Source organism: Pseudomonas sp. MH9.2, from assembly GCF_034353875.1.
Lineage (GTDB): Bacteria > Pseudomonadota > Gammaproteobacteria > Pseudomonadales > Pseudomonadaceae > Aquipseudomonas.
Window position 1 is genome coordinate 4,297,776 of sequence record NZ_CP133784.1, and the last position, 26,017, is coordinate 4,323,792.

Below are 26,017 nucleotides of genomic sequence, written 5' to 3' on the forward strand. Positions count from 1 at the left end.
GGTCCTATTTTCGACTAGTGAGCGGGCCGTTGGCGCCGCTATACTGCGGCTATCTATTGTGTCTGGCCCCTGGAGAGATGAGCATGTTGCATCGCCTGTTGTTCGGTTTGCTTGCTGTTGGCAGTTTGACCCTGGTCGGCTGTGCCCACAGCCCGCAACAACTTAGCCCGCAACCCAAACTCACCAGCCAACTCGCTGCGGTGGGTCATGGTCAGCCGGTCGTGGTTCGCGTCGTCGATGGTCGCCCATCGCCAACCTTGGGAACCCGTGGTGGTCTTTACCCGGAAACCAGCGCCATCAGCGTCCAGGGTTCTGACTTGCTGCCTAAACTGCAAGCTCAGACCGAAGCCGCTGTACGTTTGCTGGGCTTTACCCCGACGTCCAACGGCGGCAACGCACCGCAGTTGACGGTGACTTTGGTGGATCTGAAGTACCAATCGCCCAAAGAAGGTCTGTACGTGACCGAAGCGACCATCAGCTCGACGTTCCGTGCTGACGTGCAAAACAACGGCCGTAGCTACAGTGGTCGGTATGCCGCTTCGCTGGACCAGCGTTTCGGCATGGCGCCGAACCAGGAAACCAATACCAAGCTTGTCGGTGATGTGCTCAGCGATGCGCTGACACGGCTGTTTCAGGATCAAACCATCGGCAGGGTGCTGGGCGAGTAATACGGTCTGTTCGCCGCATTCACGCCGTGCACAAAAAAACCGATTTCTTTAATGAGAAATCGGTTTTTTTTGGTCTGACTGGCGGACACCCATCTTCTGTAACCGGTCATGCGGCTTCGTGATAGAAATCCAGAAAGCTCAAGCCCGTCCGCTGATCCAGATCAGGCAGGTCATGGTGCTGATGGCCCCCCAGCGCGCAGTAAACCAGCCAGTGACGGTCTTGCACATTGAATGACAGCGCATCGATCAGCGCTTCCTGTTCGTCGCTCTGGGTAATCAGATATAGCCGATCCTGATTCTGTGCATGCAGCATGACAAGGTCTCTTTAGGTGTCGAGGTGCAACACAGTGGCGGGTTAAGGTTACGGTTAGGTGACCGGGGCAAAATGAGCGGGCAGATGGATCGTCATCCGTCCCTGTATCCTGGAAAAATGGCAAAAAAAATGGCGCCCGAAGAGGCGCCATTTTTATGATTCGGGAGTTTAAAGCGCCCGTCCGGCCTTGACCCGATACTGATTGCGCACAGGCATTGCGTATTGCAACACCAGATACGGACGGTGTTCGACAGGGCAGCTCTCCAGACGGCGTTGCCACTCTTCCTTGGCGCGGGCCAGTTCGTCAGCGGAAAACACCTTGGCGGCACTGGGTACATCCAGCGTCGGATCGGCATCCGCCCATTGCGCGTACGCTAGGTAATGTGCCGGAAACAGGCGATAACCGCCGAGGATCTGCTTGTCCATTTCAATCGCCAACTGCTTGGTGTCTTCGAATACCCCGCTGATCGGTGTGGCGAAGTTCACATGCACCCGGCCTTTATAGCCCGTGATGCCCAGCGCGATGCTGACATCATCCTCGCCCGGCGCTTTGGTGTAGCTGCCGGTAGTGGCGCGGATATACAGCTCGCGGGCCTTGGCGTGATCGCATGGGTCATATTCGTAGCTGATCGACACCGGCGTCAGGTTCAACGACTTGATCACCTCGGTGAACGGCTCGTCCTTGCGGCTCATGTGGAACATCTTGAGGATGGCCGATTCGGTGCGATCGTCGCCATCCTTGGCGCGACCTTCAGCCTGGGCGATCCAGATCGATTGGCAGTCATCGCGGATCGAATGATTGATATAGGCCGACAGTTGCAGGTACGCCGCCATCTTTTCCCTGCGCCCGGTGATGGAACGGTGCACGATGAAGCACTTGTTCAGGCGCATCAGGTCGCTGACGAAGGGCTTCTGCAGCAGGTTGTCACCGATGGCGATGCGCGGCGTTGGCAGGCCCGCGTGATACACCGCATAGTTGACGAAGGCCGGGTCCATTGCGATGTCGCGGTGGTTGGCCAGGAACAGATAGGCGCTGCCGGACTTGAACTGCTCGACACCTGTGTAGGTCACACCGTCGGTAGCCCGCTCGATGGTGTGATCGACGTAAACCTCGACTTTGTCCTGCAGCGAGGCCACCGAATGGACCTCGGCGAACTCGCGACGTAGCCGATGCGCAATGAGAGGCTTCAGCATCCAGCCAAATGCGCCCGCCATGCGAGGGAAGCGAAAGTGGGTGAGTGTTTTAAGAAGTGCCTTATCACTGAGCAGGCGTGCAATGACGGCTGGGACTTCGGCGTCGTTGTAAGGTCGGATGGCATCGAATTCGCCCATCATGCTCTCTTGTTGGAAACGGCTAGGGTAAAGGCAGGCCGGTCTGAAAAATGCGATCAGACCACAAGCCATGCTTCAAATAGACGGCGATTATACGCATAACTCACCCCGGAGACTTCGATGCAGGAAATAGAGCGTTATGACTGCCCTTACTGTGGAGAGTCGGTTGAGGCCGTGCTGGATTTATCTGGCGGTGATCAGTCCTATATCGAGGATTGCCCGGTGTGTTGCCGACCGATTGTGTTCGATTTGCAGACGGACGGCGAAGAATGGACCCTGGACGTGCGCAGCGAGAATGAATGATGCAAAGAGTCTACGAGCCGGAAAACTTGATGGAAGGCGAATTGCTGCAAGGCATGCTTGCCAGTGAAGGCGTCGAAGCGCATTTGACGGGGCGTGACTTGCTTGGCGGCGTGGGCGAGCTCCCGGTTTTTGGTCTGTTAGGGCTGTCGGTGGACAATGATCAGGCCGAACAGGCACGGCTGTTGATCGCCGAGTACAATGCGGCACTGCCGCTGTCGGGTGATGAACCTGACAATTTTCCTGACGTACTGGAGTGTTGACGTGCGTTTGGCCCTGCTTTCAACCGCCGGCTTTTAAAGCCTGCGTCTGAAAAAGGGTTTTTCAAAAAAGAGAGTGTGTTGCCCTTATGTGTGGACGTTATGCCCTGTTTCGCTGGACGCCCGCATTTGCGGCCTTGCCTGGTTTTCCTGCTGACCAAAAGGCGCAATGGAACATCTCGCCGGGCGACTCGGTGCTGATGCTGCGCGGCGGGGACACTCAGCGCGAACTGGCACGTGCACGTTGGGGGCTGACACCGCCATGGTTGACCGACCTTTCCCGAACGCCTGCTCACGCCCGCGCCGAAACCCTGGGCGAACAACCGATGTTTCGCGAAGCTTTCCGGCTGCGCCGCTGTCTGTTGCCGGCCAATGGTTTCTACGAATGGCGTGGCACCACGCGCAAGCGGCCGTTCTGGCTGACGCCGGGGGAGGGCTCTGCGCTGTTTTTTGCTGCGATTTGGGAGGCTTACCCGGTAGAAGGCCACACGTACCTGAGTGTCGCCGTCGTCACACAGGCGGCAGCCAGTCAGCGGCGCCCGCTGATCCTTGATGCGGCCGGGCAGGAAGCCTGGCTGGCTGCGGATACACCAACGTCTACCCTGCAAGCATTGCTCGCCAGCCCCCAGACGGCGCTGCGTGAACGAGCACTGGCTAACCTGGTGAACGATCCAAAACTGAACGCGCCGGAATGCCTGACACCGCTTTGAACTGAAGACGCTTCGCAGGCAAGCCTGCGATCATCTGCGGACGCTATCTACAAGTGTGGCAACTGGCTTGTATCTAGCTTCGCGGCGGGACATTGCCTAGGATACCGGCCATGTTTCCAGGGAGATCCACCATGCGTCAGTCATTTGCTCTGTGTGCCTTGAGCGCGAGCTTGTTGCTCAGCGGTTGCCAGTCCGTCAATACCACCAGCGGCGGTGCGGTGGGAGTCGAGCGCAAGCAGTACATGTTCAGCATGCTGTCGACCCAAGAGGTCAATCAGATGTATGCGCAGTCTTATCAACAGACGGTAGGCGAGGCCAGCACCAAAGGTGTGCTGGATAAAACCAGTGCCGACGCAAAACGGGTGAAAGCGATTGCTGATCGGCTGATTGCCCAGGCGCCGATTTTTCGCCCTGATTCGGCGCAGTGGCAGTGGGAAATCAATCTGATCAAAAGCGATGAGCTCAATGCCAACTGCGGGCCCGGTGGCAAAATCATTTTCTACACCGGGTTGATCGACAAGCTGCAGCTGACTGACGATGAAATCGCTGCGGTCATGGGGCATGAAATTGCTCACGCCTTGCGCGAGCATGGGCGTGAAGCGATGTCCAAGGCCTATGGTATTGAGATGGCCAAGCAGGGCGCGGGCGCGTTATTGGGATTGAGTCAGGACAGTCTTGCATTGGCCGATACGGTGGTGAATTACAGCCTGACCTTGCCTAATAGCCGCAGCAATGAAAATGAAGCGGATTTGATTGGGCTGGAGCTGGCGGCGCGCGCTGGTTATAACCCCAATGCCGCCATCAGCCTGTGGCAGAAAATGACCCAGAACACCGGAGGTTCACCGCCGGAATTCATGAGCACTCACCCCGCCTCGGAAAGCCGCATCGCATCACTGCAAAGCGCCATCCCGAAGGTAATGCCACTTTATCAACAGGCTAAAAAACCCTGAGTGGATAGGATCGTCAGTGACGATCCTGCCCCTCTGATCTTGAAGATGTCGTTTAAACCCAGCCACTCACCTGCATTGCCTTGTACACCGCAACGATGGCCAGGACAAAAAACGCGCAGGCTGCCAAGCGACGGATCAACGTGAGGGGGAGCTTTTCAGCCGCGAAGTTGCCTGCCAGTACCACTGGGACGTTGGCGATCAGCATGCCCAGTGTGGTGCCGAGAATCACCAGCCACAGGTAGGAATACTGGGCGGCGAGCATCACGGTGGCGATTTGGGTCTTGTCGCCGATTTCAGCGATGAAAAACGTGATCAGCGTGGTCACGAACGGCCCGAACTTGCGCGCTGTGCTGCCTTCGTCTTCATCCATTTTGTCGGGTACCAGGGTCCACAGCGCGGTGGCGGTGAAGCTGGCGGCCAGAATCCAGTGCAGGGTGGCGTTCGAGAAGAAACTCCCGAACCAGGCCCCGACGGCGCCTGCTGCGGCGTGGTTGGCCAGGGTGGCGACGATGATGCCGGCGATGATCGGCCAAGGCTTGCGAAAGCGCGCAGCGAGAATCAGGGCGAGGAGTTGGGTCTTGTCACCGATTTCGGCCAAGGCGACAACAGCGGTGGGGACGAGCAGGGATTCCAGCATCAGGTTTTTCCTAAGGGGCGGGTCGACACGGCTATGACACGTACAGCCTTCCCGCCCCGGGTAAGGTGTTCGTGTCATAGGTCTTGTCAAACCACCGATCCGACTGAGCGGATCTGGGTCGCACGCACCATGGTCTGTTGACCAAGTATGTTGATACGTGCCGGACGAGCATGGCGCTCGTGGGAGACTACTCCCCTAGGACGGAGCGGATTCTGCCTACACCGACAGCGTTCGGCAAGTGCTTATTTTTTTTCGCGTTTGGCGCGATAGACACGAAAGCCTTGCCCTTGTGCCTTCACCGCACACACGCCCAGATGCTCTTCGATCAGAGGTTGATAGCGAAGGAAGGCATTGGCGACCAAGCGGAGTTCGCCTCCATTTTTTAGATGCTGGCGTGCTTTTCGCAGCAAGTTCTCGGTTGCCAGGTAGTCGGTATGCACCCCGACGTGGAACGGAGGATTACTCAAAATAGTGCTCAAACCCATGGGCGCAGCGTCGATGCCGTCACCGGTCAACACTTCACCCTCCAGGCCATTGGCGGCCAGAGTCAGGCGGCTGCTGGCGGTGGCAAAGGCATCGACATCCAGTAGCGTGACATTGTTATGCGGGTAGCGACGCTTGACCGCAGCCCCCAACACCCCGGCGCCACACCCGAAGTCGAGCACCTCGCCACTGGGCAGTTTATCCAGATGCTGCAGGAGCAGTGCCGAACCGCGATCCAGTCGACCATGGCTGAAGACGCCGGGCAGACTGACCACTGTGAGCGGGCCGTCTTCCAGATCGACTTTATAGCGTTGGGCCATGCTTTCCAGGGTCACCGCTTGCGGTGCGTTCTCGACAGTCACCAGCCAAAGCTGGCAGTGCCGGGCGCTGTCGACTTTGCGGGGTTTGCCGAAGGGGCTCAATTGTTTGGCCGCTGCTTCGATGCCGCTGCGTTTTTCGCCGACCAGGTACAGCTCGCGTCCAGCCAGGCGCGATGCGAGGGCGTTCAATACATAATCAGTCAGGTCGCGGGCTTTGGGCACAAACAGCACAGCGGTTTCAAACGCCTGCTCTGGCACATTGACCCCAAAGTGGCAGCGGCCTTCGAAACGCGCGTCCAGCACCGCTTGATCGCCAGCATGCCAGCACCAGCCATGGGCATTCGGCAATTTCCCGAGCAGATCGTCTGCAGGCAGCCCGGCCAGGAGCACGGAGCCCTGAAACAATTCGGCCTGACGGAGTAACACTTCACTGCGCGGGTCCATCTTTGGCTCCTGAAAAGTGGCGAAGTCTAACAGAGCTTGTCAGCTCACGACCCGTCGAGGTGTGCCGGCGAAAAATGCCTGAGCGTTTTCGCTGAGTTGGCCGACGATCCGTTGCCGGGCTTCACGACTTCCCCAGGCGTTGTGCGGGGTGACGATCAAGCGCGGAATGTCGCCAGCCAACAGCGGATTGCCGTTCACCGGCGGTTCGACGGTCAGTACATCCGTCGCTGCACCACCCAGATGGCCATTGCGCAAGGCGTCGGCGAGCGCTTGTTCGTCAATCAGGCCACCGCGTGCGGTGTTGATCACGAATGCGTGGGGTTTGAGCAGGCCGAGTTCATAGGCGCCGATCATGTTACGGGTGTGTTCGTTGAGCGGGCAGTGCAGGGTCAATGCGTCGACTTGCGGCAGCAGCTCCTGCAACGGCACACGGTCATCGCGTTCGGGGCGGCCGGGTATCTGCCCCAACAGTACACGCATGCCAAAGGCTTCGGCCAGCTTCGCGACTGCGCCGCCTAGTTCGCCATAACCCAGCATGCCGAGGGTTTTGCCTTCCAGCTCGACGATAGGGAAATCCAGCAGGCAGAACTGTTTTGCGTGCTGCCAGCCCCCATGCTGCACCGCGTTTTGATAGTCCGGCAGGCGGGTCGCCAGCGCGAGCAGCAGCATCAGTGTGTGCTGCGCCACGGAGGCAGTTCCATATCCCTGGCAGTTGCTGACTACAACTCCATGTTTACGGGCTGCAATCAGGTCGACATTGTTGGTGCCCGTGGCGGAAATCAGCACCAGCTTCAAATCGGGACACGCGGCGAACGTGCCGGCATCGATCATGATTTTGTTGGTAATCGCTACCTGCGCGCCTTGCAGGCGTTCGATCACCTGTTGCGGTGTGCTGGTGGTGTGCAACTGCAAATCGCCGAAGTGTTCACGCAGCTCGCTGAGGTCAAGATCACCCAGGTCCAGAGACGTATGGTCGAGGAAAACTGCTTTGTGATGATTGCTCATGGGATGAGGCGCCTTATCGAAAATATAAGGTCCAGCCCGAAATGGCTGGAGGCACTGGAAAGGTATCAATTTCTGGTATCTGACGCGACCGTCTGGGTGAGGTGTCCGTATTCGGCGGGACACGCAACTGTTCGGCTGCAAACAGTCTCGCAACAGCTTGTGCAGTGAGAAGCACAGCTGGATATTTCTAAATACTTATAACTCATTGTTTTTCATTGATATTTGTCTTTGGCACGGTTGCTGCTCTATCGCTGTGGAGGGTGCTGAGTCGGCACGTGGGCGGGGAAAGGCAATGTCTGAGTTCATGGAAAATAGGGAGACGGTTCCCACCACGCTTCCAGAGTGGCTGTTGTTGCAAGCAGGGCAACAACCGGCAGGTATCGCTTTGCGCCATAAACATTTGGGTGTGTGGCAAGTGCGCAGTTGGTCTCAGGTCGCCACACAGGTGCTCAGTCTTGCCACGGCTTTGCACCTGCGCGGTTTTACCTCGGGTGCAACGCTGACACTGCTAAGCCGGCCACGGCCCGAAGCCTTGCTGGCGACGTTGGCTGCTCAGTGGCTCGGTGGAGTGGCCGCGCTGCTCGACCCACTGGATGCCGCATCCGATCAAACAGCGTTGCTGGAGCAACTGCAACCCGACTTTATCTTTGCCGAAGGGCTGGAAGAACTTCAGCGGGTGGACGCCGCGCACCTGGCCCCGCAATTGGTGTTCTATGCCGACGGCCGCACGGTCACAGGCAACGCCGATGGACAGGGCAGGTGGGTCGCCTACGCAAGTCTGGTGGGGCAAGTGCCCAATCTGGAGTTACCGACTCGAGGGCATTCCCAGCACACGGCTTTTGCATTTTATCGACGCGCTGAGGGCGGCACGCTTGAGCAGCAGCGGATCAGCCATGCCGAACTGTTGAATGAGGGGCGGCATCTGGTTGATGTTCAGCAGTTGGGTATTCATGAGGAAGCATTGGCCGCCAGGGCGTTCGCCGCAGGTGGGCAAGCACGCTATCTACTGGCCCCTTGGCTGATTGCAGGTTTCCGTTTGAATTTTCCGGAGAGCCTGGCCACTCGGGATAACGACCGTCGCGAACTGGGGCCGACCCTGGTGGCGGGCACCCGCGAAACTTATGGTCGCCTGCATGCGCTGGTCTTGACCCGGTTGCCGCCAGTGGGCAGTTGGCAGCGGCATCTGGTCGAGTGGGCGCTGGCCAGCAGGCCGGGTGTTGTCCGCAGAGTGCTGGGCGATTGGTTGATCCGCAGACCGTTGCGCGATGTCCTCGGCTTTAGCCGTACGCACGCCGCGCTGCTGGTGGGTGACGCGTTACCGGAAAACACCAAAGCATTCTTTGCATTGCTGGGTATCAACATCCAGGGCTGGCCAGACCCGGGTCAATGGCAACCCCGGCCCCGTGCGTCAGCAGATCGGGTCGATGGATGGATTAATGACGGCCCGCAATTGGCCTGATCAGGAGCACGACGATGTCTCAGGCTACTCGCGCAGTACTGCGGCCTTTGCTGGAACTGGAACATATTTCCCTGTCGTTCAAGGGTGTTAAAGCCATCACCGATATCAGCTTCGCCGTCGCCCCCGGTGAAATCTGTGCCTTGATCGGCCCCAATGGTGCCGGCAAGAGTTCGCTGCTCAATGTCATCAATGGTGTTTATCAGGCACAGGAGGGGCGAATCAGTTTCAACGGTGAAGTTCACCGCCGCATGCACCCGCACGCCGCCGCGCAACGAGGCATTGCCCGGACATTTCAGAACATTGCGCTGTTCAAGGGGATGAGTGTTCTCGACAACGTGCTGAGCGGTCGCAATCTCAAACGCCGCAGCACTTGGGTGGAACAAGCACTGCGCTTAGGGCGTGCTGCGGCTGAAGACGACCGCCAGCGTGAAGCCGCCGAGCAAGTGATCGAGTTTCTGCGGATACACGCCTGGCGTGACGCGATCGTTGGCAAGTTGCCTTACGGCTTGCAAAAGCGTGTCGAGCTGGGTCGTGCATTGGCCGCTGAACCCACGCTCCTGCTGTTGGACGAGCCCATGGCCGGGATGAACGCCGAAGAGAAGCAGGAAATGAGTCGCTTCATCGTCGACATCAACCGGGAGTTTGGCACCACCGTGGTTCTGATTGAGCACGATATCGGCGTCGTGATGGGCATCTCGGACCATGTGGTGGTGCTCGACTACGGCAGCAAGATCGGCGATGGCACCCCTGAGGTGGTACGCCGTGACCCCAAGGTAATCGCCGCGTATCTCGGCACTCGACACTGACATCCAGGCAAGAGTCGGCCCCTCGAATGACCAGGGGAGCAGGGCAACGTATGCACCGAACAACAGGTGATTGAGCATGGAATTTTTCTTCGAAGTACTGATCGGGGGGCTGCTGGCAGGGGTGATGTACTCGCTGGTGGCCATTGGTTTCGTCCTGATCTACAAAGCCTCCGGCGTATTCAATTTCGCCCAGGGAGCCATGGTGCTGTTTGCTGCGCTGACGTTTGTCAGCCTGGTCGAGCGCGGCATTCCGTTTTGGCTGGCGTTTGTTATCTGCCTGGCGGTGATGGTGGTGCTGGCGCTGTTGGTCGAGCGGATCGTGTTACGGCCTTTGGTCAATCGACCGCCGATCATTCTGTTCATGGCCACGCTAGGCCTGTCTTACGTCATTGAGGGTTTCGCCCAGTCGCTCTGGGGCTCTCAAGTGCATGGCCTGGAGCTGGGCATCAGCGACGAGCCTCTGGAAATCAAAGGCATGCTCCTCTCGCAGTTCGATCTTTTCGCCTCCGCTACCGCCGCCCTTTTGGTGGTGGTGCTCTCGGTCATGTTCAACAAAACGCGAGTCGGTTTATCGCTGCGTGCAGTCGCTGACGATCCGCTGGCAGCCCTGGCGGTAGGGGTGAAGCTGCCACGTATCTGGGCATTGGTCTGGTCGGTGGCCGGTTTTGTCGGGCTGGTTGCCGGACTGCTGTGGGGCGCGCGCCTGGGGGTCCAGTTCTCGCTCTCCCTGATCGTTCTCAAAGCGTTGCCGGTGTTGATCATCGGCGGCTTTTCCTCCATCAGCGGCGCGATCATCGGCGGCCTGATCATTGGTGCGTCGGAGAAGTTGGCAGAAGTGTATCTGGGCCCCGTTATCGGGGGTGGTCTCGAGAACTGGTTTCCCTATGTGCTGGCCTTGCTGTTCTTGCTGGTGCGCCCAGCCGGACTGTTTGGCGAACGTGCCATCGAGCGGGTTTAAGGAGAACACATATGTTCTATAAAGAAGCCGGCCAGTTCAGCACGACCTATGCGGCGGACCGTCGTGTGTTTCGTCTCAGGCAGGACCGTTATGGGCTGGTCCTGCTATTGGCCTTTGCGTTTATCGGTGTGCCCTTCATCGGCAACGACTATTGGTTCAGTGCCATTCTCATTCCATTTCTGGTGCTGTCCCTGGCCGGACTGGGTCTCAACCTGTTGACGGGCTATGCCGGCCAATTGTCGCTGGGGTCAGCGGCCTTCATGGCCGTCGGTGCGTTCGCCACTTACAATTTTGAACTGCGCGTATCGGGTCTGCCGCTGCTGGTCAGCATCGCGCTGGGCGGTGTAGCCGCCGCACTGGTCGCGGTCGTGTTTGGATTGCCCAGTTTGCGGATCAAAGGTTTTTACCTGCTGGTGTCGACCCTGGCCGCACAGTTTTTTGTGGAATGGGTGCTGACCAAGTTCGATTGGCTCTCCAATAACAACGCGTCCGGGGTCATCACTGCGCCGCCGCTGAACCTCCTGGGTATCGATTTCAGTACGCCGGTCGGCCGTTATCTGCTGACTCTGGGCATCGTGGTCGCGATGTTCTGGCTGGGTAAAAACCTGGCGCGCAGTGAGCTGGGGCGCAACTGGATGGCGGTGCGGGACATGGACACTGCCGCAGCAGTGATCGGTATTCCCATCCTCAAGAGCAAATTGCTGGCCTTTGCCATCAGCGGGTTTTTCCTCGGCATCGCCGGTTCGCTGTGGGCGTTTACGTACCTGGGAACGGTCGAGCCCCACGGCTTTGATCTGAACCGGTCGTTCCAGATTTTGTTCATCATCATTATCGGCGGACTGGGCAGCATTCTCGGAAACCTGCTGGGTGCTGCTTTTATCGTCTTGTTCCCGGTGCTGCTCTCCAACCTTGTCAGCTTGCTCCCGGTAGGCCTGATCGATTCCGGGCAGCTGGAAAATGCTCAGAAAATGATTTTTGGCGCATTGATTATCGTCTTTCTGATCAAAGAACCCGAGGGCCTGGCGCGCCTCTGGCAACGATTTCGCGAGCGCGCACGGCTCTGGCCGCTGCGCTACTGAGTGAACCCCCGCGTGACCGGACGCTCGTCCATTCCAACCCTTTAAACACTGATCGCCCTGATTCGATAAGGATAATTCCGATGCTAAAACGCACCTTTGTCAGAAGCCTCGCTTTGGCGCTGAGCCTGACCGCTACAGCCTTGACTGCGCATGCCGACAACGAGCAGTACTTCCCCCTGCAGAGCTATCGGGTTGGTCCCTACGCAGCCGGCGGTACCGGCTTTTTTGGTGGGTTTATCGACTACATGCAGTACGTCAATGCCAACGGTGGCGTGAACGGGGTCAAGCTGACCTGGAGCGAGTGCGAGACCGAGTACGTGGTAGAGAAGGGCGTTGAGTGCTACGAGCGTCTGAAAAAAGGACTTAACGGCGCGCCTGCTGCTGCCACCAACCCACTGTCGGTGGGGATCGCCTATGCGACGCTGGAGCGCTCGACCGCAGACAAGTTGCCGTTGATTACCATCAACCACGGCCGGACCGACTCCACTGACGGCAGTGTCTTCCCCTACGTATTTCCGCTGCAACTGAACCCCTATTCAGAAGTGTCAGCCATCATCAACTACATCGGCCAGCAAGCCGGCGGGCTGGACAAACTCAAGGGCAAGAAGATTGTCACCCTCTACCATGGCTCGCCGTACGGTAAGGAAACCAATGAGGTGTTGCAGACCCTGGCCGATAAATATGGCTTCGAGCTGACCCTGGCTGAAGTCCCGCACCCAGGCAACGAGCAGCAGTCACAGTGGCTGAACATTCGTCGGGCCAAGCCTGACTGGGTGATCCTGCGTGGCTGGGGGGTGATGAACCCGGTCGCATTGAAAACCGCACAGAAGGTCGGTTACCCGGCAGACCACATCATCGGCAACATCTGGAGTAACTCTGAAGAGGATGCCGCCCCGGCAGGCGCTGCAGCCAAAGGCTTTATTTCCATCACCACTCACCCTTCAGGCACCGACTTTCCTGTGCTGCAAGGCATCAAGAAGTCAGTACTGGATGCGGGTAAGGGCAACCTGGAAGATCCAAAACGGTTTGGCACGGTGTACTACAACCTCGGTGTGGTAAACGGCATTCTCAACGTTGAAGCGGTGCGGATCGCTCAGGAGAAATTTGGCAAAAAACCACTGACGGGTGAACAGGTCCGCTGGGGTTTCGAGCACCTGAACATCGACGAAGCACGACTCAAGGCGCTGGGTGCCGAGGGCCTGGTACAGCCGTTGAAACTGTCCTGCTCGGATCATGAGGGCGGCGGTGCCGTGCGCTTTCAGCAATGGGACGGTCAGAAATGGAACCTGATCAGTGATTGGGTGCAGGCCGACCGTGCGTTGTTGCGGCCGATCATCGAAGCCTCTTCGCATAAGTACGCGCAAGAAAAAGGCATTGCGCCACGCGATTGCAGCAAGGAGTCTTAAGCCGTCTATGGCCGAAGAGGGCTGCATGCGCTTCGGCCTCGTCACCTCTGGAGAGCGTCATGGCTGATACACCTATCCTGCAAATCGACAACATTGAAGTCCTGTACGAAAAAGCGATTCTTGCCGTTCGGGGCGTATCGCTGAAGGTGCCCGAAGGTGCCGTCGTGGTCTTGCTCGGTGCCAATGGCGCGGGCAAGAGCACAACCCTCAAAGCTGCTTCCAACTTGATCAGTGCCGAGCGTGGGGAGGTGGTTAAAGGGCAGATTCTCTATCGCGGACAGAACATCACCCGCAGCTCGACCAGCCATTTGGTGGCCAATGGTCTGGCGCAAGTGCTTGAAGGCAGGCACTGCTTCGCGCACCTGACCGTGGAAGAGAATCTACTGATTGGGGCGTTTGTGCGCAAACCGTCGCGGCAGGCATTGAAGGCCAGTCTTGAGCGCATTTACGCCTACTTCCCACGGCTCAAGGAACGGCGCAAAAGTCTGACGGGCTACACCTCAGGTGGTGAGCAGCAAATGGTCGCCATCGGTCGTGCGCTGATGGCTGAGCCACGCCTAGTGTTACTGGATGAGCCTTCGATGGGGCTGGCGCCACAGATTGTCGAAGAGATTTTCGAGATCGTCGATCAGCTCAATCGTCACGACGGCGTGAGCTTTCTGATCGCCGAACAGAATATCAACGTCGCTTTACGTTATGCCCAATACGCCTACGTACTGGAAAGTGGCCACGTGGTGAGTGAGGGACCGGCGCACCTCCTGGCCCAGCGTGAAGATATTCATGATTTTTATCTGGGCGGAAGGGGCGCTGCCGTTAATGGCTAGAGATGCCTGACCGTGGGCGGCGAACACCTGAACGCCACGGCGCAAAGGATTGTGCGGGTACTCGATCACCCAACTGTACCTTTTGCACGGTTGGACGAAGGCGTAATGTGGCCAGCACTCAATAGTGCTCATTGCTCACATGCTCGATACGGAGGCCCCATGTACTGGACGGAATTTCTGACTGTTGCCCTGATACACCTGCTCGCTGTCGCCAGTCCCGGCCCGGACTTCGCCGTGGTCGTGCGCGAAAGCGTGACCCACGGCCGCAAGGCAGGCACCTGGACCGCCATGGGCGTCGGCACCGCGATCTTCGTGCATGTGGGTTATTCGTTACTGGGCATCGGTCTGATCGTGTCGCAGTCGATCGTATTGTTCAACGCCCTCAAATGGGCGGCGGCCGCGTATTTGCTGTACATCGGCATCAAGGCCCTGCGCGCCAAACCGGCCAGCGCCACCGATGCACCCGTCAATCTGCCCGTGGGCGAACGTACCGCACGCGGTGCCTTTACCAGCGGTTTCGTTACCAATGGACTCAACCCCAAGGCGACATTGTTTTTCCTGTCGTTGTTCACCGTGGTCATCAACCCGCACACCCCGATGATGGTCCAAGCCGGTTATGGCGTGTACCTGGCCGTCGCGACGGGCGTCTGGTTCTGTCTGGTGGCGCGGTTGTTCAGCCAGGAGCGCGTACGTGCAGGGTTTGCACGGATGGGGCACTGGTTCGATCGGGCAATGGGCGCGGTGTTGGTTGCGCTGGGTGTGAAACTGGCCTTTACCTCGATTAATTGAATTTAGCGTTGTTTGCGCCTGGGTACCCCCTGAAAATCCCTCGATACGGATCGCTGCTTGATGGCGCAACGCCTGCATTCCCGCCCGCCCGCAAATCATCCCTTTGGCTGATTTGGCTGGCTGGCAAGGTCTCTAAAGTGCATATTTTTAAGCCAAGAATGTGCATTCAGAAAAGGGACTCCTATGTTGCAGACTCGCATCATTCCGCCAGCTGATGGCGCCTACCAGTACCCTCTTTTGATCAAGCGGCTATTGATGTCGGGTAGCCGTTACGAAAAAACTCGCGAGATCGTCTACCGGGACAAACTGCGTTACAGCTATCCGACCCTCAATGAGCGCATTGCCCGTCTGGCTAACGTCTTGACCGCTGCGGGGGTCAAGGCCGGGGATACCGTGGCGGTGATGGACTGGGACAGCCATCGTTATCTGGAGTGCATGTTCGCGGTGCCGATGATTGGCGCAGTGATCCACACCATCAATGTGCGCCTGTCACCGGACCAGATTCTCTACACCATGAACCACGCCGAAGATAAGTTCGTGCTGGTCAACAGCGAGTTCGTGGGGCTCTATCAGGCCATTGCCGGGCAACTGACCACGGTCGAGAACACTATTCTGCTGACCGATGCCCCGGAAAAGACCGCCGATCTGCCCAATCTGATCGGCGAGTACGAGGACCTGCTGGCGGCTGCGAGTACTCAGTATGAGTTCGAGGACTTCGACGAAAACTCGGTCGCCACGACTTTCTACACCACCGGTACCACGGGTAACCCCAAGGGTGTGTATTTCACTCACCGGCAATTGGTGCTGCACACCATGGGGGTGGCGACGATCATGGGCTGTATCGACAGCGTGCGGCTGCTCGGCACCAATGACGTGTACATGCCGATCACCCCGATGTTCCATGTGCATGCCTGGGGCGTACCTTATGCCGCGACCATGCTCGGGCTCAAGCAGGTCTATCCCGGTCGTTACGACCCGGAATTGCTGGTTGAGCTATGGCGCAAGGAGAAGGTTACGTTCTCCCATTGTGTACCGACCATCCTGCAGATGGTGCTCAACGCCAAAGCAGCTCAGGGCACGGACTTCTCCGGTTGGAAGATCATCATCGGCGGCAGTTCACTCAACCGTACGACCTATGACGCGGCCAAGGCCAAGGGTATTCAGTTGACGGCTGCTTACGGTATGTCTGAAACCTGCCCGCTGATCTCCGTCGCACATTTGAATGACGAAATGCTGGCCGGCAGTGACGACGAACGCATCACCTATCGGATCAAAGCCGGCGTGCCCGGGGTGCTGGTGGATGCGGCGATCATCGACCTGGACGGAAACTTCCTGCCGGCGGATGGCGAGTCTCAGGGCGAACTGGTGCTGCGTGCGCCCTGGCTGACGGAGGGCTATTACCGCGAGCCGGAAAAAGGCGCCGAGCTGTGGGCGGGCGGCTGGCTGCACACTGGGGATGTCGCGACGCTGGACAGCATGGGCGTGATCGATATTCGGGACCGGATCAAGGACGTGATCAAGACGGGCGGCGAATGGGTGTCCTCGCTGGCACTCGAAGATTTGATCAGCCGTCATCCAGCGGTACGTGAAGTAGCAGTCGTCGGTATCGTAGATCCGCAATGGGGTGAACGGCCTTTCGCGTTATTGGTGATACGCGAAGAGCACAACATCGGCGCCAAAGAGCTGAAGGAACATTTGAAGCCGTTTGTCGAACTTGGGCACATTAATAAGTGGGCGATTCCAAGCCAGATTGCCCTTGTTACTGAAATTCCCAAGACCAGTGTCGGCAAGCTCGACAAGAAACGTATCCGCCTGGATATCATCGAGTGGCAGAAGACCAACAGCACCTTCCTCTCGACACTCTGAGTGCCTTTTGCCGTGCTCGCTGAGCGCGGCAAGCCCCCAAGCAAGCGCTTGTCTTGCCAAATCCTGAAATTACGCCATTCTCCCGGTGCCAGCTGTGACTGGTCGGTCGAAATAGCCGTGCCAGAGGGTTTGCCGCTGTAAATCACACTTTAGAGGGATCAAGTGCCCGTACCTGCTGGCTATAGTCGGTACAGGGTCTTAGTAAGAGCGGCTATAACGCCCCCTCGTATCGCAGCCTTCCAGGCTGCCCGATGGCGTTAACACTCAAGAGCACTTGAGCCGGTCCCGGAAAAGCCCACTGCCATAACAATAAAAGCACATGGAGTAGCGTCGATGACATCAGTTAACCAGTTCTGGCGCCGGGCGAAATTGCCTCTGGCCGTCAGCCTCGCCTCTACGCTCGCCGGTCCGGCATTTGGCGTAAGTTTCAACATCGGTGAAATCGAAGGTCAGTTCGACTCGTCGCTTTCGATAGGCGCCAGTTGGTCTACGCAGAATCCCAACAAGAATCTCATCGGTTCCAATAACGGCGGCCACGGCCTGTCGCAGACCTCCGATGATGGCCATTTGAATTTCAAGAGCGGGGAAACGTTCTCGAAGATCTTCAAGGGCATTCACGATCTTGAGTTGAAATACGGCGACACCGGTGTGTTTCTCCGGGGCAAGTACTGGTATGACTTTAAGCTTAAGGACGATGATCTCAATTTCAAGAACATCAGCGACAGCGGCCGCAAGGAAGCCGCGAAATCGTCGGGCGCCGAGCTGCTCGATGCGTTCGTCTACCACAACTACTCCATTGGGGATGAACCAGGTTCCGTGCGGTTGGGTAAGCAAGTCGTCAGTTGGGGTGAAAGTACCTTCATCCAGGGCGGTATCAACAGCATCAACCCGGTCGACGTGTCAGCCTTCCGCCGTCCCGGCGCGGAAATCAAGGAAGGCTTGATTCCGGTCAACATGTTCTACCTCTCGCAAAACATCACCGAGAACCTCTCGGCCGAGGGCTTTTATCAAATTGGATGGGACCAGACGGTTGTCGATAACTGCGGCACCTTCTTCTCGCAACCGGACGTGATCGCCGACGGCTGCAACAACAACCTGGCCGTGTTGAAAACCAAAAATGGTCTAAATAGCGCGTTGCCAGCCAGTTTGCGTTCACCTGTGTCAAATAGCTTGGCGGCCCAGGGCGTTACCTTCGGCAACCCGGATGAAGGCGTAATCGTGCGTCGTGGTCCTGACCGTGACGCCCGCGACAGCGGCCAGTTCGGCCTGGCCACGCACTACATGTTCGATCCACTGGACACCGAGTTCGGTGCCTATTTCATGAATTACCACAGCCGCAACCCGATCTTCAGTGGCCAAGGCGCCCCGGCCAGCGCTTATAGCCCAGCCAACCTGGTTGGTTCGCTGGCTCGCAATGGCGTACCGCTACGGACTGCTGCGGCTTTGGCGCCGACCCTGCTGCCGTTGGTCGTGGCCGGCAACTCCAGCTATTACGTTGAATACCCGGAAGACATTCGTCTGTACGGCCTGAGCTTCTCTACCACCCTGCCTACCGGTACGGCGTGGAGTGGTGAGGTCAGCTACCGTCCGAACGCGCCGGTGCAACTCAACACCACCGATATCCTGTACTCCGGTCTTACGCCGTTGAACCCGAACGTATCGATGCTGCAAGGCAAGCCGGGTACTGACCAGTCGGGTTATCGCCGCAAGGAAGTTACCCAGTTCCAGACCACCTTCACCCAGTTCTTCGATCAGGTGATGGGCGCCGAGCGACTGACTGTCGTGGGCGAAGTCGGCTGGACTCACGTCGGTGGGCTGGAAAGTACCTCGAAAATCCGTTACGGCCGCGACCCGAGCTACGGCCCAGGTCCCCTGCCTAATGGTCAGTGCGCCACGCTCAACGCCAGCACCCTGGCCGGCGCAGCCCAGAACAACGTCTCGCGTTATTGCGAAAACGATGGCTTCACCACGGCTGACTCCTGGGGCTATCGTGCTCGTGCGATCTGGGATTACAACAGTGTGTTTGCAGGTATCAACCTCAAGCCAAGCATTGCCTGGTCGCATGACGTCTCTGGCTACTCGCCGGGTCCTGGTGGCAACTTCGAAGAAGGGCGCAAGGCTATCAGCCTGGGCCTGGATGCCGAATACCAGAACACCTACACCGCGAACCTTTCGTACACCAACTTCTTCGACGGCAAGTACACCACTGTGGATGACCGCGATTTTGTTGCGCTCAGCGTTGGCATGAACTTCTAAGAATACGGTTTTTTTTCAGGACGACTATGAACATGAAAATGACAAAGGGTCTGTTACAAGTCGGTGTACTGGGTCTGTCATTGCTGGCGACCGGGGTGATGGCTGCTGTGTCGGAATCCGAGGCCGCCAAACTGGGTACAACCTTGACGCCGATGGGCGCCGAAAAGGCCGGTAACGCCGCAGGGACGATCCCTGCATGGAGCCCGCTGCCAAAAAATGCTGGCGCTGTGGACAGCAAGGGTTTCCTTGCTGACCCCTATGCTCAGGAACAACCGCTGTTTGTGATCACCGCGCAAAACGTCGATCAGTACAAAGACAAGCTGGCGCCAGGGCAAATAGCGATGTTCAAGCGCTATCCGGAGACTTTCAAAATGAAGGTCTTCCCGTCCCATCGTGGCGCGACGGTGCCTGATGACGTGTTCGCAGCGATCAAAGGCAACGCGACCAAGACAAAACTGGTCGCGGGTGGTAACGGCCTTGAGAACTTCAAGACGGCGATTCCATTCCCGATCCCGCAAAACGGTTCTGAGGTGATCTGGAACCATATCACCCGTTATCGCGGTGGCAGCGTTCAGCGTCTGGTGACCCAGGCCACGCCGCAGGCCAATGGCTCCTACAACCTGGTTTACTTCAAGGATCAGTTCGTTTTTCGCGATAACGTGAAAAAATCCGGTGCAGACGATGCGAAAGCCAAGTCTGGCGATGAAGATGAGAAAACCGGTGACACCAGCAACATCCTTTTCTACTTCAAGCAGGAAGTAACCGCGCCCGCACGTCTGGCCGGTGGGGTACTGCTGGTGCACGAAACCCTCGATCAGGTAAAAGAACCGCGTATGGCCTGGGTGTACAACGCCGGTCAACGTCGCGTACGTCGCGCGCCACAAGTGTCTTATGACGGGCCGGGTACCGCAGCAGATGGTCTGCGCACCTCGGACAACCTGGACATGTACAACGGCGCACCTGATCGTTACGACTGGAAACTGATCAGCAAGCAGGAAATGTACATCGCCTCTGACAGCTATAAGCTCGATGATCCGACCCTTAAATATGCCGACATCATCAAGGCCGGTCATATCAACCAGGATCTGGCGCGCTATGAACTGCGTCGTGTCTGGCACGTGACCGCTACCTTGAAGGAAGGCCAGCGCCACATCTATGCCAAACGTGACTTCTTCATCGATGAAGACACCTGGCAGGCAGCGGTGATCGATCACTACGACGGTCGTGGTCAACTGTGGCGTGTGGCTGAAGCTCACTCCCAGAACTACTACAACGTACAAGTGCCGTGGTACACCCTGGAAACCCTCTACGATCTGCAATCGGGCCGTTACCTGGCGCTCGGTATGAAGAACGAAGAGAAAGCAGCTTATAACTTCAAGTTCGAGGCGAGCGTCAGCGATTTCTCTCCTTCGGCCTTGCGCCAGTCTGGCGTACGGTAACGATTCATCGCTAAACGCACACTGAAAACGCCCCGACTGTTCGGGGCGTTTTCTATTGAGAGCCCCTATGTTCACGGGGAGCGATGCAGGTTGTTGTAATCTTTTTCTAAAAATGCGCCAAATTCCTTCAAAAGGACCGACGTACCCGCTAGTCTGCGGACATCTGCAATGCCGATAACAGCACTTTAATAAGAGCCGGCTATGACTGATTTGTCCCGTCTGCAAGGGTTTGACAGCCACGCGGTTACCGCGCTGGAAGGCCGTTTCTTTCGACCACCGTTGCCCGAAGGTTATGTACTGCGTCCACGTTTATGTGAGCGCTTGAGTGCAGGCCTGGCGGGGCGGCTGTTGTTGGTCTGCGCCCCGGCAGGTTTTGGCAAGAGTTCGCTGGCGGTAGAGTTTTGTCAGAGCCTGCCGGCTCAGTGGCAAAGCCTGTGGCTGGGGCTGAGTCATCGCGACAGTGATCCGGGGCGCTTTCTTGAGCGTCTGCTTGCCGGTCTGCAACAATTTTTCCCACAGCTGGGTACCCAGGCGCTGGGTTTGTTGAAGATGCGCCAACGCCATCAACCCTTTGCATTCGAAGAGTGGCTTGATGGCCTGCTTGACGAGCTGACCACGCACCTGATGCTGAGCAAGCCACTGCTGCTGGTGCTGGACGATTACCATCTCGCTCAGGGGCCGGTGCTCGACCGCTGCCTGCAGTTTTTCCTCAATCACTTACCCGCCGGGCTGATCGTGATGGTCACCAGCCGTCAGCGTCCGAACTGGCACCTGGCACGGCTGCGACTGTCGCGCCAACTGCTTGAGCTCAATGAGCAGGATTTGCGCCTGACCAACGCCGAGTCGGTGGCGGTGCTTGAACAGCACTCGAATTCGCTGGACAGTGAAGCGCTGCAAAGTCTGATTCTGCGCAGCGAGGGTTGGGTAGCCGGGTTGCGCTTCTGGCTGCTGGCCGCGTCTGAAGCGGGCAGTGACAATGCGCTGCCACAAGCGCTGCATGGCGGGGAAGGGCTGATTCGCGATTACCTGCTCGAAGAGGTGATCGACTTTCTACCGACCGATGTTCAGGCGTTTTTGTACGATACCGCCTGCCTGGAGCGTTTTTGCAGCGAGCTGTGCGATGCCGCTCGCGAAACGTATGACAGCGCCGAAATGCTGCGTTATCTGCAAGCGCATCAGGTCTTCCTGGTGCCGCTGGATGAGCATGGCCGCTGGTTTCGTTATCACCATTTGTTTTCCGACTTGTTGCGCACCCGGCCCGGCGCCGAGACCGGCCCGCAGCAAACCCGCCTGCACCTGAATGCCTGTCGATGGTTCAGCGACCAGGGTCTGCTCGACGAGGCCGTCGAACAAGCCTTGCGTGCGGGGCATCTGGATGTCGCTGCCAATCTGGTGCAGAACCTGTCCGAAGAGCAACTGCTGGCCGAGCAGAATGTCGGGATGCTGCTGCGTTGGAAAATGGACTTGCCTGACAGTCTGCTGATCAGCACGCCACGCTTGATCGTGCTCTATAGCTGGGCGCTGGGCCTGGCGTGCCAGCTGGATGCCGCTGAAGAGTTGGCCAGCCACTTGAGTCGCTTTCTGCCCGCGCCCTCGGCGACAGCGCAAAAATCCATGCTCGCCCAGTGGCTGGCGCTCAGCGGGATTATTGCCCGAGGGCGTGGCGACAGTGCCAAGGCCCGGCTCTATTGCAACGAAGCGCTGCTCAGCCTGCCGCATAAACGTTACGGTCAACGGCTGACGTGCCTGTCGACGCTGGCTAATCTGGCCATTGCCGAGGGTGACCCCTTGCGCGCCCGGGTACTCAATCGCGAGGCGCTTGAGCTGGCGCAACGGGTCGCCAATCCGTTATTTGAAGCCCTTGCCCATTATGATCGGGCGCGGGTGTTGCAGGCGCGTGGCGAGGTATTGCGTGCGCTGGACGAAGTCCACCAGGGCCAGGAGCGGCTCAAGGGTTTGCCAGCCCAACGGCTCTATGCTGTTCGTGCGCGGCTGACACTGTATGAAGGCTATCTGCTGACGATGCGCATGCAGCCTGAACCGGGGCGTGCGCGGCTGTTGGCCGGGTTGTCTGAAGCGCGAGCCTGTCGTGATATCAGCGTATTGATCGGCCACTGTGTGATCGCAGGGCTAGACGGGCGCGACGGCCGTTTTGCCGAGGCCTTTGCCGAGTTGGGCGAGGCCGAGCGCTTGATGCACATCTGGGACGTGCCGCCAATCTACTACCTGGCCATGATCACTCTGGTCAAATGTGAGCTGTGGTTGTTGCAAGGCCGCATCGACCTCGCCGACGCCTGGTTGGTGCGGTTGGCGCAAACCTATGGCGGTGATCAGGCCGCTGCCGCACCGGAGTGTCACCCGCAACTGCCGCAACACATCGAATTACAGCGCGCAGTGCTCGAACGCATCCAAGGGCTGCGGCCCGAATCCGAGCAACGCCTGCTCGCCCTCGAACAACAGGCACACAATGCCGGTGCCCACTCTATTTATGTCGCCGCACTGACCCAGCAAATCCTACCGCTGTTGGGCACTGCGCGCGAAGCACAGGCGCGAACACTGTTCACCCGTAGCTTGCAAGCAGCCACCGGTGGCGCACTTCTGCCTTTCCACTGGCTGGTGAGCGGGCATCCCGATTGGTTGCGAGAACAACTGCTGCAAAGCGCACCGGGTGCGGTTCGCGATTCGCTACTGGAACTGTTGCCGCCCGCGGTTGCTTTGCGCGAACCCAGCGAACCTCTGCACTGCGCAGAACAACTCAGCGCCCGCGAACTCGCCGTGCTCCAACTCATCGCTCAGGGCTGCTCCAACCAGCAAATCAGCGAACAACTGTTCATCTCCCTGCACACCGTAAAAACCCACGCCAGCCACATCAACAGCAAATTAGGGGTCGAACGGCGAACGCAAGCGGTGGCACGGGCGCAGGAGATGGGGTTGTTGGGGTGAGGGCAACTTGGCGTTGCAAGCACTTAAGGGCGTGTTCCACCCCTTTGGAGTGCGCGCCGGAGTCGTACCATTGCGCAGGCGTTAATTAACCCGTTGAAGAATATGCTTCGAGCCCTACCCCGAGTCGTGCAACTCCAGCTTTTGGCGACCCTGTGCAATAGCGCAGGCGGTATCGTCAAGCTCTTCATGCCTTTGTTTTTTTACGAGGCGTATGCGTTTGACTTCACTGTGATTGCCTTACTCATGGCGGCCTACGGTGCTGGGTGAATCGTCGGTGCTTACTCAGGCGGGGTTTTATCTGAATACGTTGATTGCCAGTGGGTGGCGGGTTTTTCGTTGCTGTTCAGCGGCCTGTTTGCCGCTGCGCTTGCCCTGCATTTGCCTTTGGCCTTGCTGTTTTTGGTAGTGCCTTTGGTGGGGCTTTTCGATGGCGCGTTCCGCCCTGCCAATTTACGGTTGATCATGGACGCCAGCCCGAAGCAGTTGCAGGTCCGTGTGCAGGGTTTACATCGGGTTGTGTTCAATCTAGGTGTTGCCCTGGCGGGCGTCATGGCAGGTGCACTGGTCAGTCTAGGGTATGGCTACGTATTTCTTTTCCAGGGGGCGGTGAATGTGCTCGGCAGCGTGTGTCTGGTGGGCTACGCCTTGAAACATGCAGGGCGAATTCGGTTGCATGTTGGGGTGGCGGCCAATGGCCCTCAACGGGAGGTGTTGGCATTAAAAGGCTCGCCCTGGAAAGATCGACTATTTCTGGTATTCATCGTGGGGCAACTGTTGGCGCTGGGTGTGTTCGATCAAATGTACGGCACGTTTGGACTTTTTTTACGCGAGCACGCTGCCGCTGGCCCAGAATGGATTGCTTATCTTTTTTCCATGAATGCATTGCTGGTGGTCTTGCTGCAGATGCCGGTAACGCGGTGGATTGAGCGTCACGGGGTGGTCATTGCCTCTCGGCTTGGCGCTGGTCTGCTCAGTTGTGCTTTTTTGTTTCTTAATGCGGGCAGTCATATCGGCTGGGCCATCGTGACTATGCTGACAATCACGGCGGCAGAGCTGCTTTTGACTCCCGCGTGGACGTTGGCGGTGTTAGAGCGCTCTCAGCATCGTCAACGAGGTAAGTACCTGGGGATATTCAGTGCCGGCTGGCTGGGGCACTCGCTTTATGGTCCCAGCGTCGGTGCCTGGTTATACGGAGCCTATGGTGGACCGACACTGTGGTGGATCTGCGCGTTGGTGGGCGGGACGGTATTCCTGCTTCACTATTCGACAATCGTTCGCCTGCACGCCCCGCCAAATACCGTGAACCTGCCGGAGCGCGTCGGAGTTCCTTAGCGTTCAGGACGTCAGCCGAACAGGTTGCCTTCGGCTAGTGAGAGGCCAGACCAGAGCTCTTCAGCGTTGGTGATGCCCCAGTCCTCAGCCAACTCGATTTGCACAATTTTGTCTGGTTCCTCGAGGCAGGCAAGATCAATGATCTTATGGGGAATCGCCATTTTGCTTCGCGTTGACAGGAATACTTTAACTTTGGGGGTCAGAAGGGACTGTTCATTCTGCTCAATGACTACGCCCATGCGACCGCTTTGCAGGCTGACTAAAGCGCCAATGGGGTAAATGCCGATGGTTTTAACAAAACTCTGGAAAACTATTTCATCGAAATGCCCTTTCCAGGAGGCCATTTCGCGAATGGAGTGTGCAGGACCCCAGCCCTTTTTATACGAGCGCTCGGACGTCACTGCGTCATACACGTCGCACACCGCGCCCATTCGGGCAAACAGACTGATCTGGTCCCCAGCCAGGCCATGTGGGTAACCCAAACCGTTGATTTTTTCGTGGTGATGCAAGCATACGTCAAGCACGTGAGTGCTGACGTCCTCGCTCCTCTCCAGAATTTTCAGCCCCTCTTCCGGGTGGCTCTGGACGAGTTTGAACTCCTCGGGTGTCAGCTTTCCGGCCTTATCGAGGATGGCGCTTGAGATCATCATCTTGCCGACATCGTGCATGAGGCCGGCCATCCCTGCTTCACGGACTTGCTCCTCGTTCATCTGCAGTTGTCGGGCCAGCGCAATCATCAATATACACACGGCCACGGAGTGCATGTAGGTGTAGTCGTCAGACGTTTTCAAGCGCGCCAGACTGATAAGCGCATGGGGATGGCGAAGTATGGAGTTGGTTATTTCATCCACCAAAAAAGCGCCATCCTCCACTTTTATAGCCTGGCCCAGTCTTGCGTCACTGAACATTTTTACGACGGCTTCTTTGGCTCGCACACAGATCTTTAAGGCCTGGGACAGCTCTTCATCCAGACTGACCCTGGAGGGGATGGTCGCGGGCTGTACGAAGGGAATGGGTGGAGAGGGCGGAAGGAAAGGCGCCTCGAACTGTTGAGGATTATCGTCAGTGACAGGAGGATGACCCTTGCCGGTATCCACCCACACTTCTGTAATAGCCGACTGCTGGATCCGTACAATATCCAGAGCATCTTTGAGTTCAAAGCTGCCTTTCCAAAAGGGATGCGCAACCCATGCACCACAGAATTTATGGATGTACATGCCAAGGGCAAGTTCAGAGGTGGGGATTTTTTTCAGCATCGCCAGTTTCTCAGTACAGCCAAGCCTTCCTGCAAGTAAGCTGGCTTTATTCTTGTGACCGCGAAAACAAAACCCGTCACGACGCCTGATACTTCCAGGTGAACAGTCGACATTACTTCACCCTTTAGAGCGCGCTTGATGGCGTGATTGACTCGCAGTGATCGCATAGTGCTATTATAGCC

Annotated in this window: 23 protein-coding genes; 17 read left to right on the forward strand and 6 right to left on the reverse strand. The window is 57.7% G+C overall.

Translation table 11 applies throughout. The features are described 5' to 3' along the window. The first annotated feature begins 83 nt into the window (after window positions 1–83). Window positions 84–668 carry a YajG family lipoprotein gene (locus tag RHM55_RS19780; RefSeq protein ID WP_322177937.1) on the forward strand — a complete coding sequence of 195 codons (585 nt, stop codon included), beginning with the start codon at window positions 84–86 and terminating at the stop codon, window positions 666–668. A gap of 106 nt (window positions 669–774) precedes the next feature. Here the strand turns inward: RHM55_RS19780 and RHM55_RS19785 are convergent, their stop codons facing one another. Together RHM55_RS19785 and RHM55_RS19790 are read right to left on the reverse strand one after the other, a co-directional pair. Further along, window positions 775–981 (reverse strand): hypothetical protein, encoded by a 207-nt coding sequence (locus tag RHM55_RS19785; RefSeq protein ID WP_322177938.1) that lies wholly within the window; start codon window positions 979–981, stop codon window positions 775–777. A gap of 168 nt (window positions 982–1,149) precedes the next feature. Next, on the reverse strand, window positions 1,150–2,313 hold the full coding sequence (locus RHM55_RS19790) for a 1-acyl-sn-glycerol-3-phosphate acyltransferase (RefSeq protein ID WP_322177939.1): 1,164 nt from the start codon (window positions 2,311–2,313) through the stop codon (window positions 1,150–1,152). Window positions 2,314–2,433: 120 nt separating this feature from the next. Between RHM55_RS19790 and RHM55_RS19795 the strand changes: the two genes are divergently transcribed. The 4 genes from RHM55_RS19795 (at window position 2,434) to RHM55_RS19810 (ending at window position 4,533) form a co-directional block, all read left to right on the forward strand. Continuing rightward, complete coding sequence (locus RHM55_RS19795; RefSeq protein WP_219063513.1) at window positions 2,434–2,616, forward strand: CPXCG motif-containing cysteine-rich protein; 183 nt, start codon at window positions 2,434–2,436, stop codon at window positions 2,614–2,616. Continuing rightward, entirely contained in the window at window positions 2,616–2,876 is a 261-nt protein-coding gene (locus RHM55_RS19800; protein ID WP_219063552.1) for a putative signal transducing protein, read from the forward strand. Before RHM55_RS19795 ends, RHM55_RS19800 begins: the two co-directional genes overlap by 1 nt. 86 nt (window positions 2,877–2,962) lie before the next feature. Further along, window positions 2,963–3,583: an SOS response-associated peptidase gene (locus RHM55_RS19805; RefSeq protein ID WP_322177940.1), complete on the forward strand. Its 621-nt coding sequence runs from the start codon at window positions 2,963–2,965 to the stop codon at window positions 3,581–3,583. Between the two features lie 131 nt (window positions 3,584–3,714). After that, window positions 3,715–4,533: a M48 family metallopeptidase gene (locus RHM55_RS19810; RefSeq protein ID WP_322177941.1), complete on the forward strand. Its 819-nt coding sequence runs from the start codon at window positions 3,715–3,717 to the stop codon at window positions 4,531–4,533. A 52-nt stretch (window positions 4,534–4,585) separates the two neighbouring features. Here RHM55_RS19810 and RHM55_RS19815 read toward each other — a convergent pair whose 3' ends face one another. From RHM55_RS19815 to RHM55_RS19825, 3 genes are all read right to left on the reverse strand, one after another. Continuing rightward, window positions 4,586–5,170 (reverse strand): TMEM165/GDT1 family protein, encoded by a 585-nt coding sequence (locus RHM55_RS19815; protein ID WP_322177942.1) that lies wholly within the window; start codon window positions 5,168–5,170, stop codon window positions 4,586–4,588. Between the two features lie 242 nt (window positions 5,171–5,412). Next, window positions 5,413–6,417 (reverse strand): class I SAM-dependent methyltransferase, encoded by a 1,005-nt coding sequence (locus RHM55_RS19820; protein WP_322177943.1) that lies wholly within the window; start codon window positions 6,415–6,417, stop codon window positions 5,413–5,415. Window positions 6,418–6,456: 39 nt separating this feature from the next. After that, window positions 6,457–7,422, reverse strand: coding sequence for a 2-hydroxyacid dehydrogenase (locus tag RHM55_RS19825; RefSeq protein WP_322177944.1), 966 nt, complete (start codon window positions 7,420–7,422; stop codon window positions 6,457–6,459). Window positions 7,423–7,714: 292 nt separating this feature from the next. Between RHM55_RS19825 and RHM55_RS19830 the strand changes: the two genes are divergently transcribed. The 12 genes from RHM55_RS19830 (at window position 7,715) to RHM55_RS19885 (ending at window position 24,579) form a co-directional block, all read left to right on the forward strand. Beyond that, window positions 7,715–8,881 (forward strand): AMP-binding protein, encoded by a 1,167-nt coding sequence (locus RHM55_RS19830; protein ID WP_322177945.1) that lies wholly within the window; start codon window positions 7,715–7,717, stop codon window positions 8,879–8,881. A gap of 14 nt (window positions 8,882–8,895) precedes the next feature. Continuing rightward, a complete protein-coding gene (locus tag RHM55_RS19835; RefSeq protein ID WP_322177946.1) occupies window positions 8,896–9,687 on the forward strand; it encodes an ABC transporter ATP-binding protein in 792 nt (263 codons plus the stop codon). Between the two features lie 76 nt (window positions 9,688–9,763). Continuing rightward, complete coding sequence (locus RHM55_RS19840; RefSeq protein ID WP_322177947.1) at window positions 9,764–10,645, forward strand: branched-chain amino acid ABC transporter permease; 882 nt, start codon at window positions 9,764–9,766, stop codon at window positions 10,643–10,645. An 11-nt stretch (window positions 10,646–10,656) separates the two neighbouring features. After that, a complete protein-coding gene (locus RHM55_RS19845; RefSeq protein ID WP_322177948.1) occupies window positions 10,657–11,724 on the forward strand; it encodes a branched-chain amino acid ABC transporter permease in 1,068 nt (355 codons plus the stop codon). Between the two features lie 80 nt (window positions 11,725–11,804). Then, window positions 11,805–13,130, forward strand: coding sequence for an ABC transporter substrate-binding protein (locus RHM55_RS19850; protein ID WP_322177949.1), 1,326 nt, complete (start codon window positions 11,805–11,807; stop codon window positions 13,128–13,130). A gap of 59 nt (window positions 13,131–13,189) precedes the next feature. Continuing rightward, on the forward strand, window positions 13,190–13,954 hold the full coding sequence (locus RHM55_RS19855; protein ID WP_322177950.1) for an ABC transporter ATP-binding protein: 765 nt from the start codon (window positions 13,190–13,192) through the stop codon (window positions 13,952–13,954). A 159-nt stretch (window positions 13,955–14,113) separates the two neighbouring features. After that, window positions 14,114–14,743 (forward strand): LysE family translocator, encoded by a 630-nt coding sequence (locus RHM55_RS19860; RefSeq protein WP_322177951.1) that lies wholly within the window; start codon window positions 14,114–14,116, stop codon window positions 14,741–14,743. Window positions 14,744–14,926: 183 nt separating this feature from the next. After that, entirely contained in the window at window positions 14,927–16,609 is a 1,683-nt protein-coding gene (locus RHM55_RS19865; protein WP_322177952.1) for a fatty acid--CoA ligase, read from the forward strand. Window positions 16,610–16,942: 333 nt separating this feature from the next. Beyond that, complete coding sequence (locus RHM55_RS19870) at window positions 16,943–18,865, forward strand: DUF1302 domain-containing protein (RefSeq protein WP_322177953.1); 1,923 nt, start codon at window positions 16,943–16,945, stop codon at window positions 18,863–18,865. A 32-nt stretch (window positions 18,866–18,897) separates the two neighbouring features. Then, the gene (locus RHM55_RS19875; RefSeq protein WP_322177954.1) at window positions 18,898–20,304 is read left to right on the forward strand and encodes a DUF1329 domain-containing protein; all 1,407 of its coding nucleotides are present in this window, start codon (window positions 18,898–18,900) and stop codon (window positions 20,302–20,304) included. 201 nt (window positions 20,305–20,505) lie between these two features. Then, the gene (locus tag RHM55_RS19880) at window positions 20,506–23,247 is read left to right on the forward strand and encodes a LuxR C-terminal-related transcriptional regulator (RefSeq protein WP_322177955.1); all 2,742 of its coding nucleotides are present in this window, start codon (window positions 20,506–20,508) and stop codon (window positions 23,245–23,247) included. Between the two features lie 321 nt (window positions 23,248–23,568). Continuing rightward, on the forward strand, window positions 23,569–24,579 hold the full coding sequence (locus tag RHM55_RS19885; protein ID WP_322177956.1) for an MFS transporter: 1,011 nt from the start codon (window positions 23,569–23,571) through the stop codon (window positions 24,577–24,579). A gap of 11 nt (window positions 24,580–24,590) precedes the next feature. Here RHM55_RS19885 and RHM55_RS19890 read toward each other — a convergent pair whose 3' ends face one another. Beyond that, window positions 24,591–25,835, reverse strand: coding sequence for an HD-GYP domain-containing protein (locus RHM55_RS19890; protein ID WP_322177957.1), 1,245 nt, complete (start codon window positions 25,833–25,835; stop codon window positions 24,591–24,593). Window positions 25,836–26,017 lie beyond the last annotated feature (182 nt).

What these genes read in the sequence shown, in the direction of transcription:
- RHM55_RS19865 (WP_322177952.1), top strand. Translation starts at nt 14,927, where the DNA reads ATGTTGCAGACTCGCATCATTCCGCCAGCTGATGGCGCCTACCAGTAC.
- RHM55_RS19795 (WP_219063513.1), top strand. Translation starts at nt 2,434, where the DNA reads ATGCAGGAAATAGAGCGTTATGACTGCCCTTACTGTGGAGAGTCGGTT.
- RHM55_RS19800 (WP_219063552.1), top strand. Translation starts at nt 2,616, where the DNA reads ATGCAAAGAGTCTACGAGCCGGAAAACTTGATGGAAGGCGAATTGCTG.
- RHM55_RS19825 (WP_322177944.1), bottom strand. Translation starts at nt 7,422, where the DNA reads ATGAGCAATCATCACAAAGCAGTTTTCCTCGACCATACGTCTCTGGAC.
- RHM55_RS19785 (WP_322177938.1), bottom strand. Translation starts at nt 981, where the DNA reads ATGCTGCATGCACAGAATCAGGATCGGCTATATCTGATTACCCAGAGC.
- RHM55_RS19820 (WP_322177943.1), bottom strand. Translation starts at nt 6,417, where the DNA reads ATGGACCCGCGCAGTGAAGTGTTACTCCGTCAGGCCGAATTGTTTCAG.
- RHM55_RS19845 (WP_322177948.1), top strand. Translation starts at nt 10,657, where the DNA reads ATGTTCTATAAAGAAGCCGGCCAGTTCAGCACGACCTATGCGGCGGAC.
- RHM55_RS19815 (WP_322177942.1), bottom strand. Translation starts at nt 5,170, where the DNA reads ATGCTGGAATCCCTGCTCGTCCCCACCGCTGTTGTCGCCTTGGCCGAA.
- RHM55_RS19875 (WP_322177954.1), top strand. Translation starts at nt 18,898, where the DNA reads ATGAAAATGACAAAGGGTCTGTTACAAGTCGGTGTACTGGGTCTGTCA.
- RHM55_RS19835 (WP_322177946.1), top strand. Translation starts at nt 8,896, where the DNA reads ATGTCTCAGGCTACTCGCGCAGTACTGCGGCCTTTGCTGGAACTGGAA.
- RHM55_RS19805 (WP_322177940.1), top strand. Translation starts at nt 2,963, where the DNA reads ATGTGTGGACGTTATGCCCTGTTTCGCTGGACGCCCGCATTTGCGGCC.
- RHM55_RS19880 (WP_322177955.1), top strand. Translation starts at nt 20,506, where the DNA reads ATGACTGATTTGTCCCGTCTGCAAGGGTTTGACAGCCACGCGGTTACC.
- RHM55_RS19890 (WP_322177957.1), bottom strand. Translation starts at nt 25,835, where the DNA reads ATGCTGAAAAAAATCCCCACCTCTGAACTTGCCCTTGGCATGTACATC.
- RHM55_RS19870 (WP_322177953.1), top strand. Translation starts at nt 16,943, where the DNA reads ATGACATCAGTTAACCAGTTCTGGCGCCGGGCGAAATTGCCTCTGGCC.
- RHM55_RS19840 (WP_322177947.1), top strand. Translation starts at nt 9,764, where the DNA reads ATGGAATTTTTCTTCGAAGTACTGATCGGGGGGCTGCTGGCAGGGGTG.
- RHM55_RS19860 (WP_322177951.1), top strand. Translation starts at nt 14,114, where the DNA reads ATGTACTGGACGGAATTTCTGACTGTTGCCCTGATACACCTGCTCGCT.
- RHM55_RS19850 (WP_322177949.1), top strand. Translation starts at nt 11,805, where the DNA reads ATGCTAAAACGCACCTTTGTCAGAAGCCTCGCTTTGGCGCTGAGCCTG.
- RHM55_RS19780 (WP_322177937.1), top strand. Translation starts at nt 84, where the DNA reads ATGTTGCATCGCCTGTTGTTCGGTTTGCTTGCTGTTGGCAGTTTGACC.
- RHM55_RS19855 (WP_322177950.1), top strand. Translation starts at nt 13,190, where the DNA reads ATGGCTGATACACCTATCCTGCAAATCGACAACATTGAAGTCCTGTAC.
- RHM55_RS19830 (WP_322177945.1), top strand. Translation starts at nt 7,715, where the DNA reads ATGTCTGAGTTCATGGAAAATAGGGAGACGGTTCCCACCACGCTTCCA.
- RHM55_RS19790 (WP_322177939.1), bottom strand. Translation starts at nt 2,313, where the DNA reads ATGGGCGAATTCGATGCCATCCGACCTTACAACGACGCCGAAGTCCCA.
- RHM55_RS19810 (WP_322177941.1), top strand. Translation starts at nt 3,715, where the DNA reads ATGCGTCAGTCATTTGCTCTGTGTGCCTTGAGCGCGAGCTTGTTGCTC.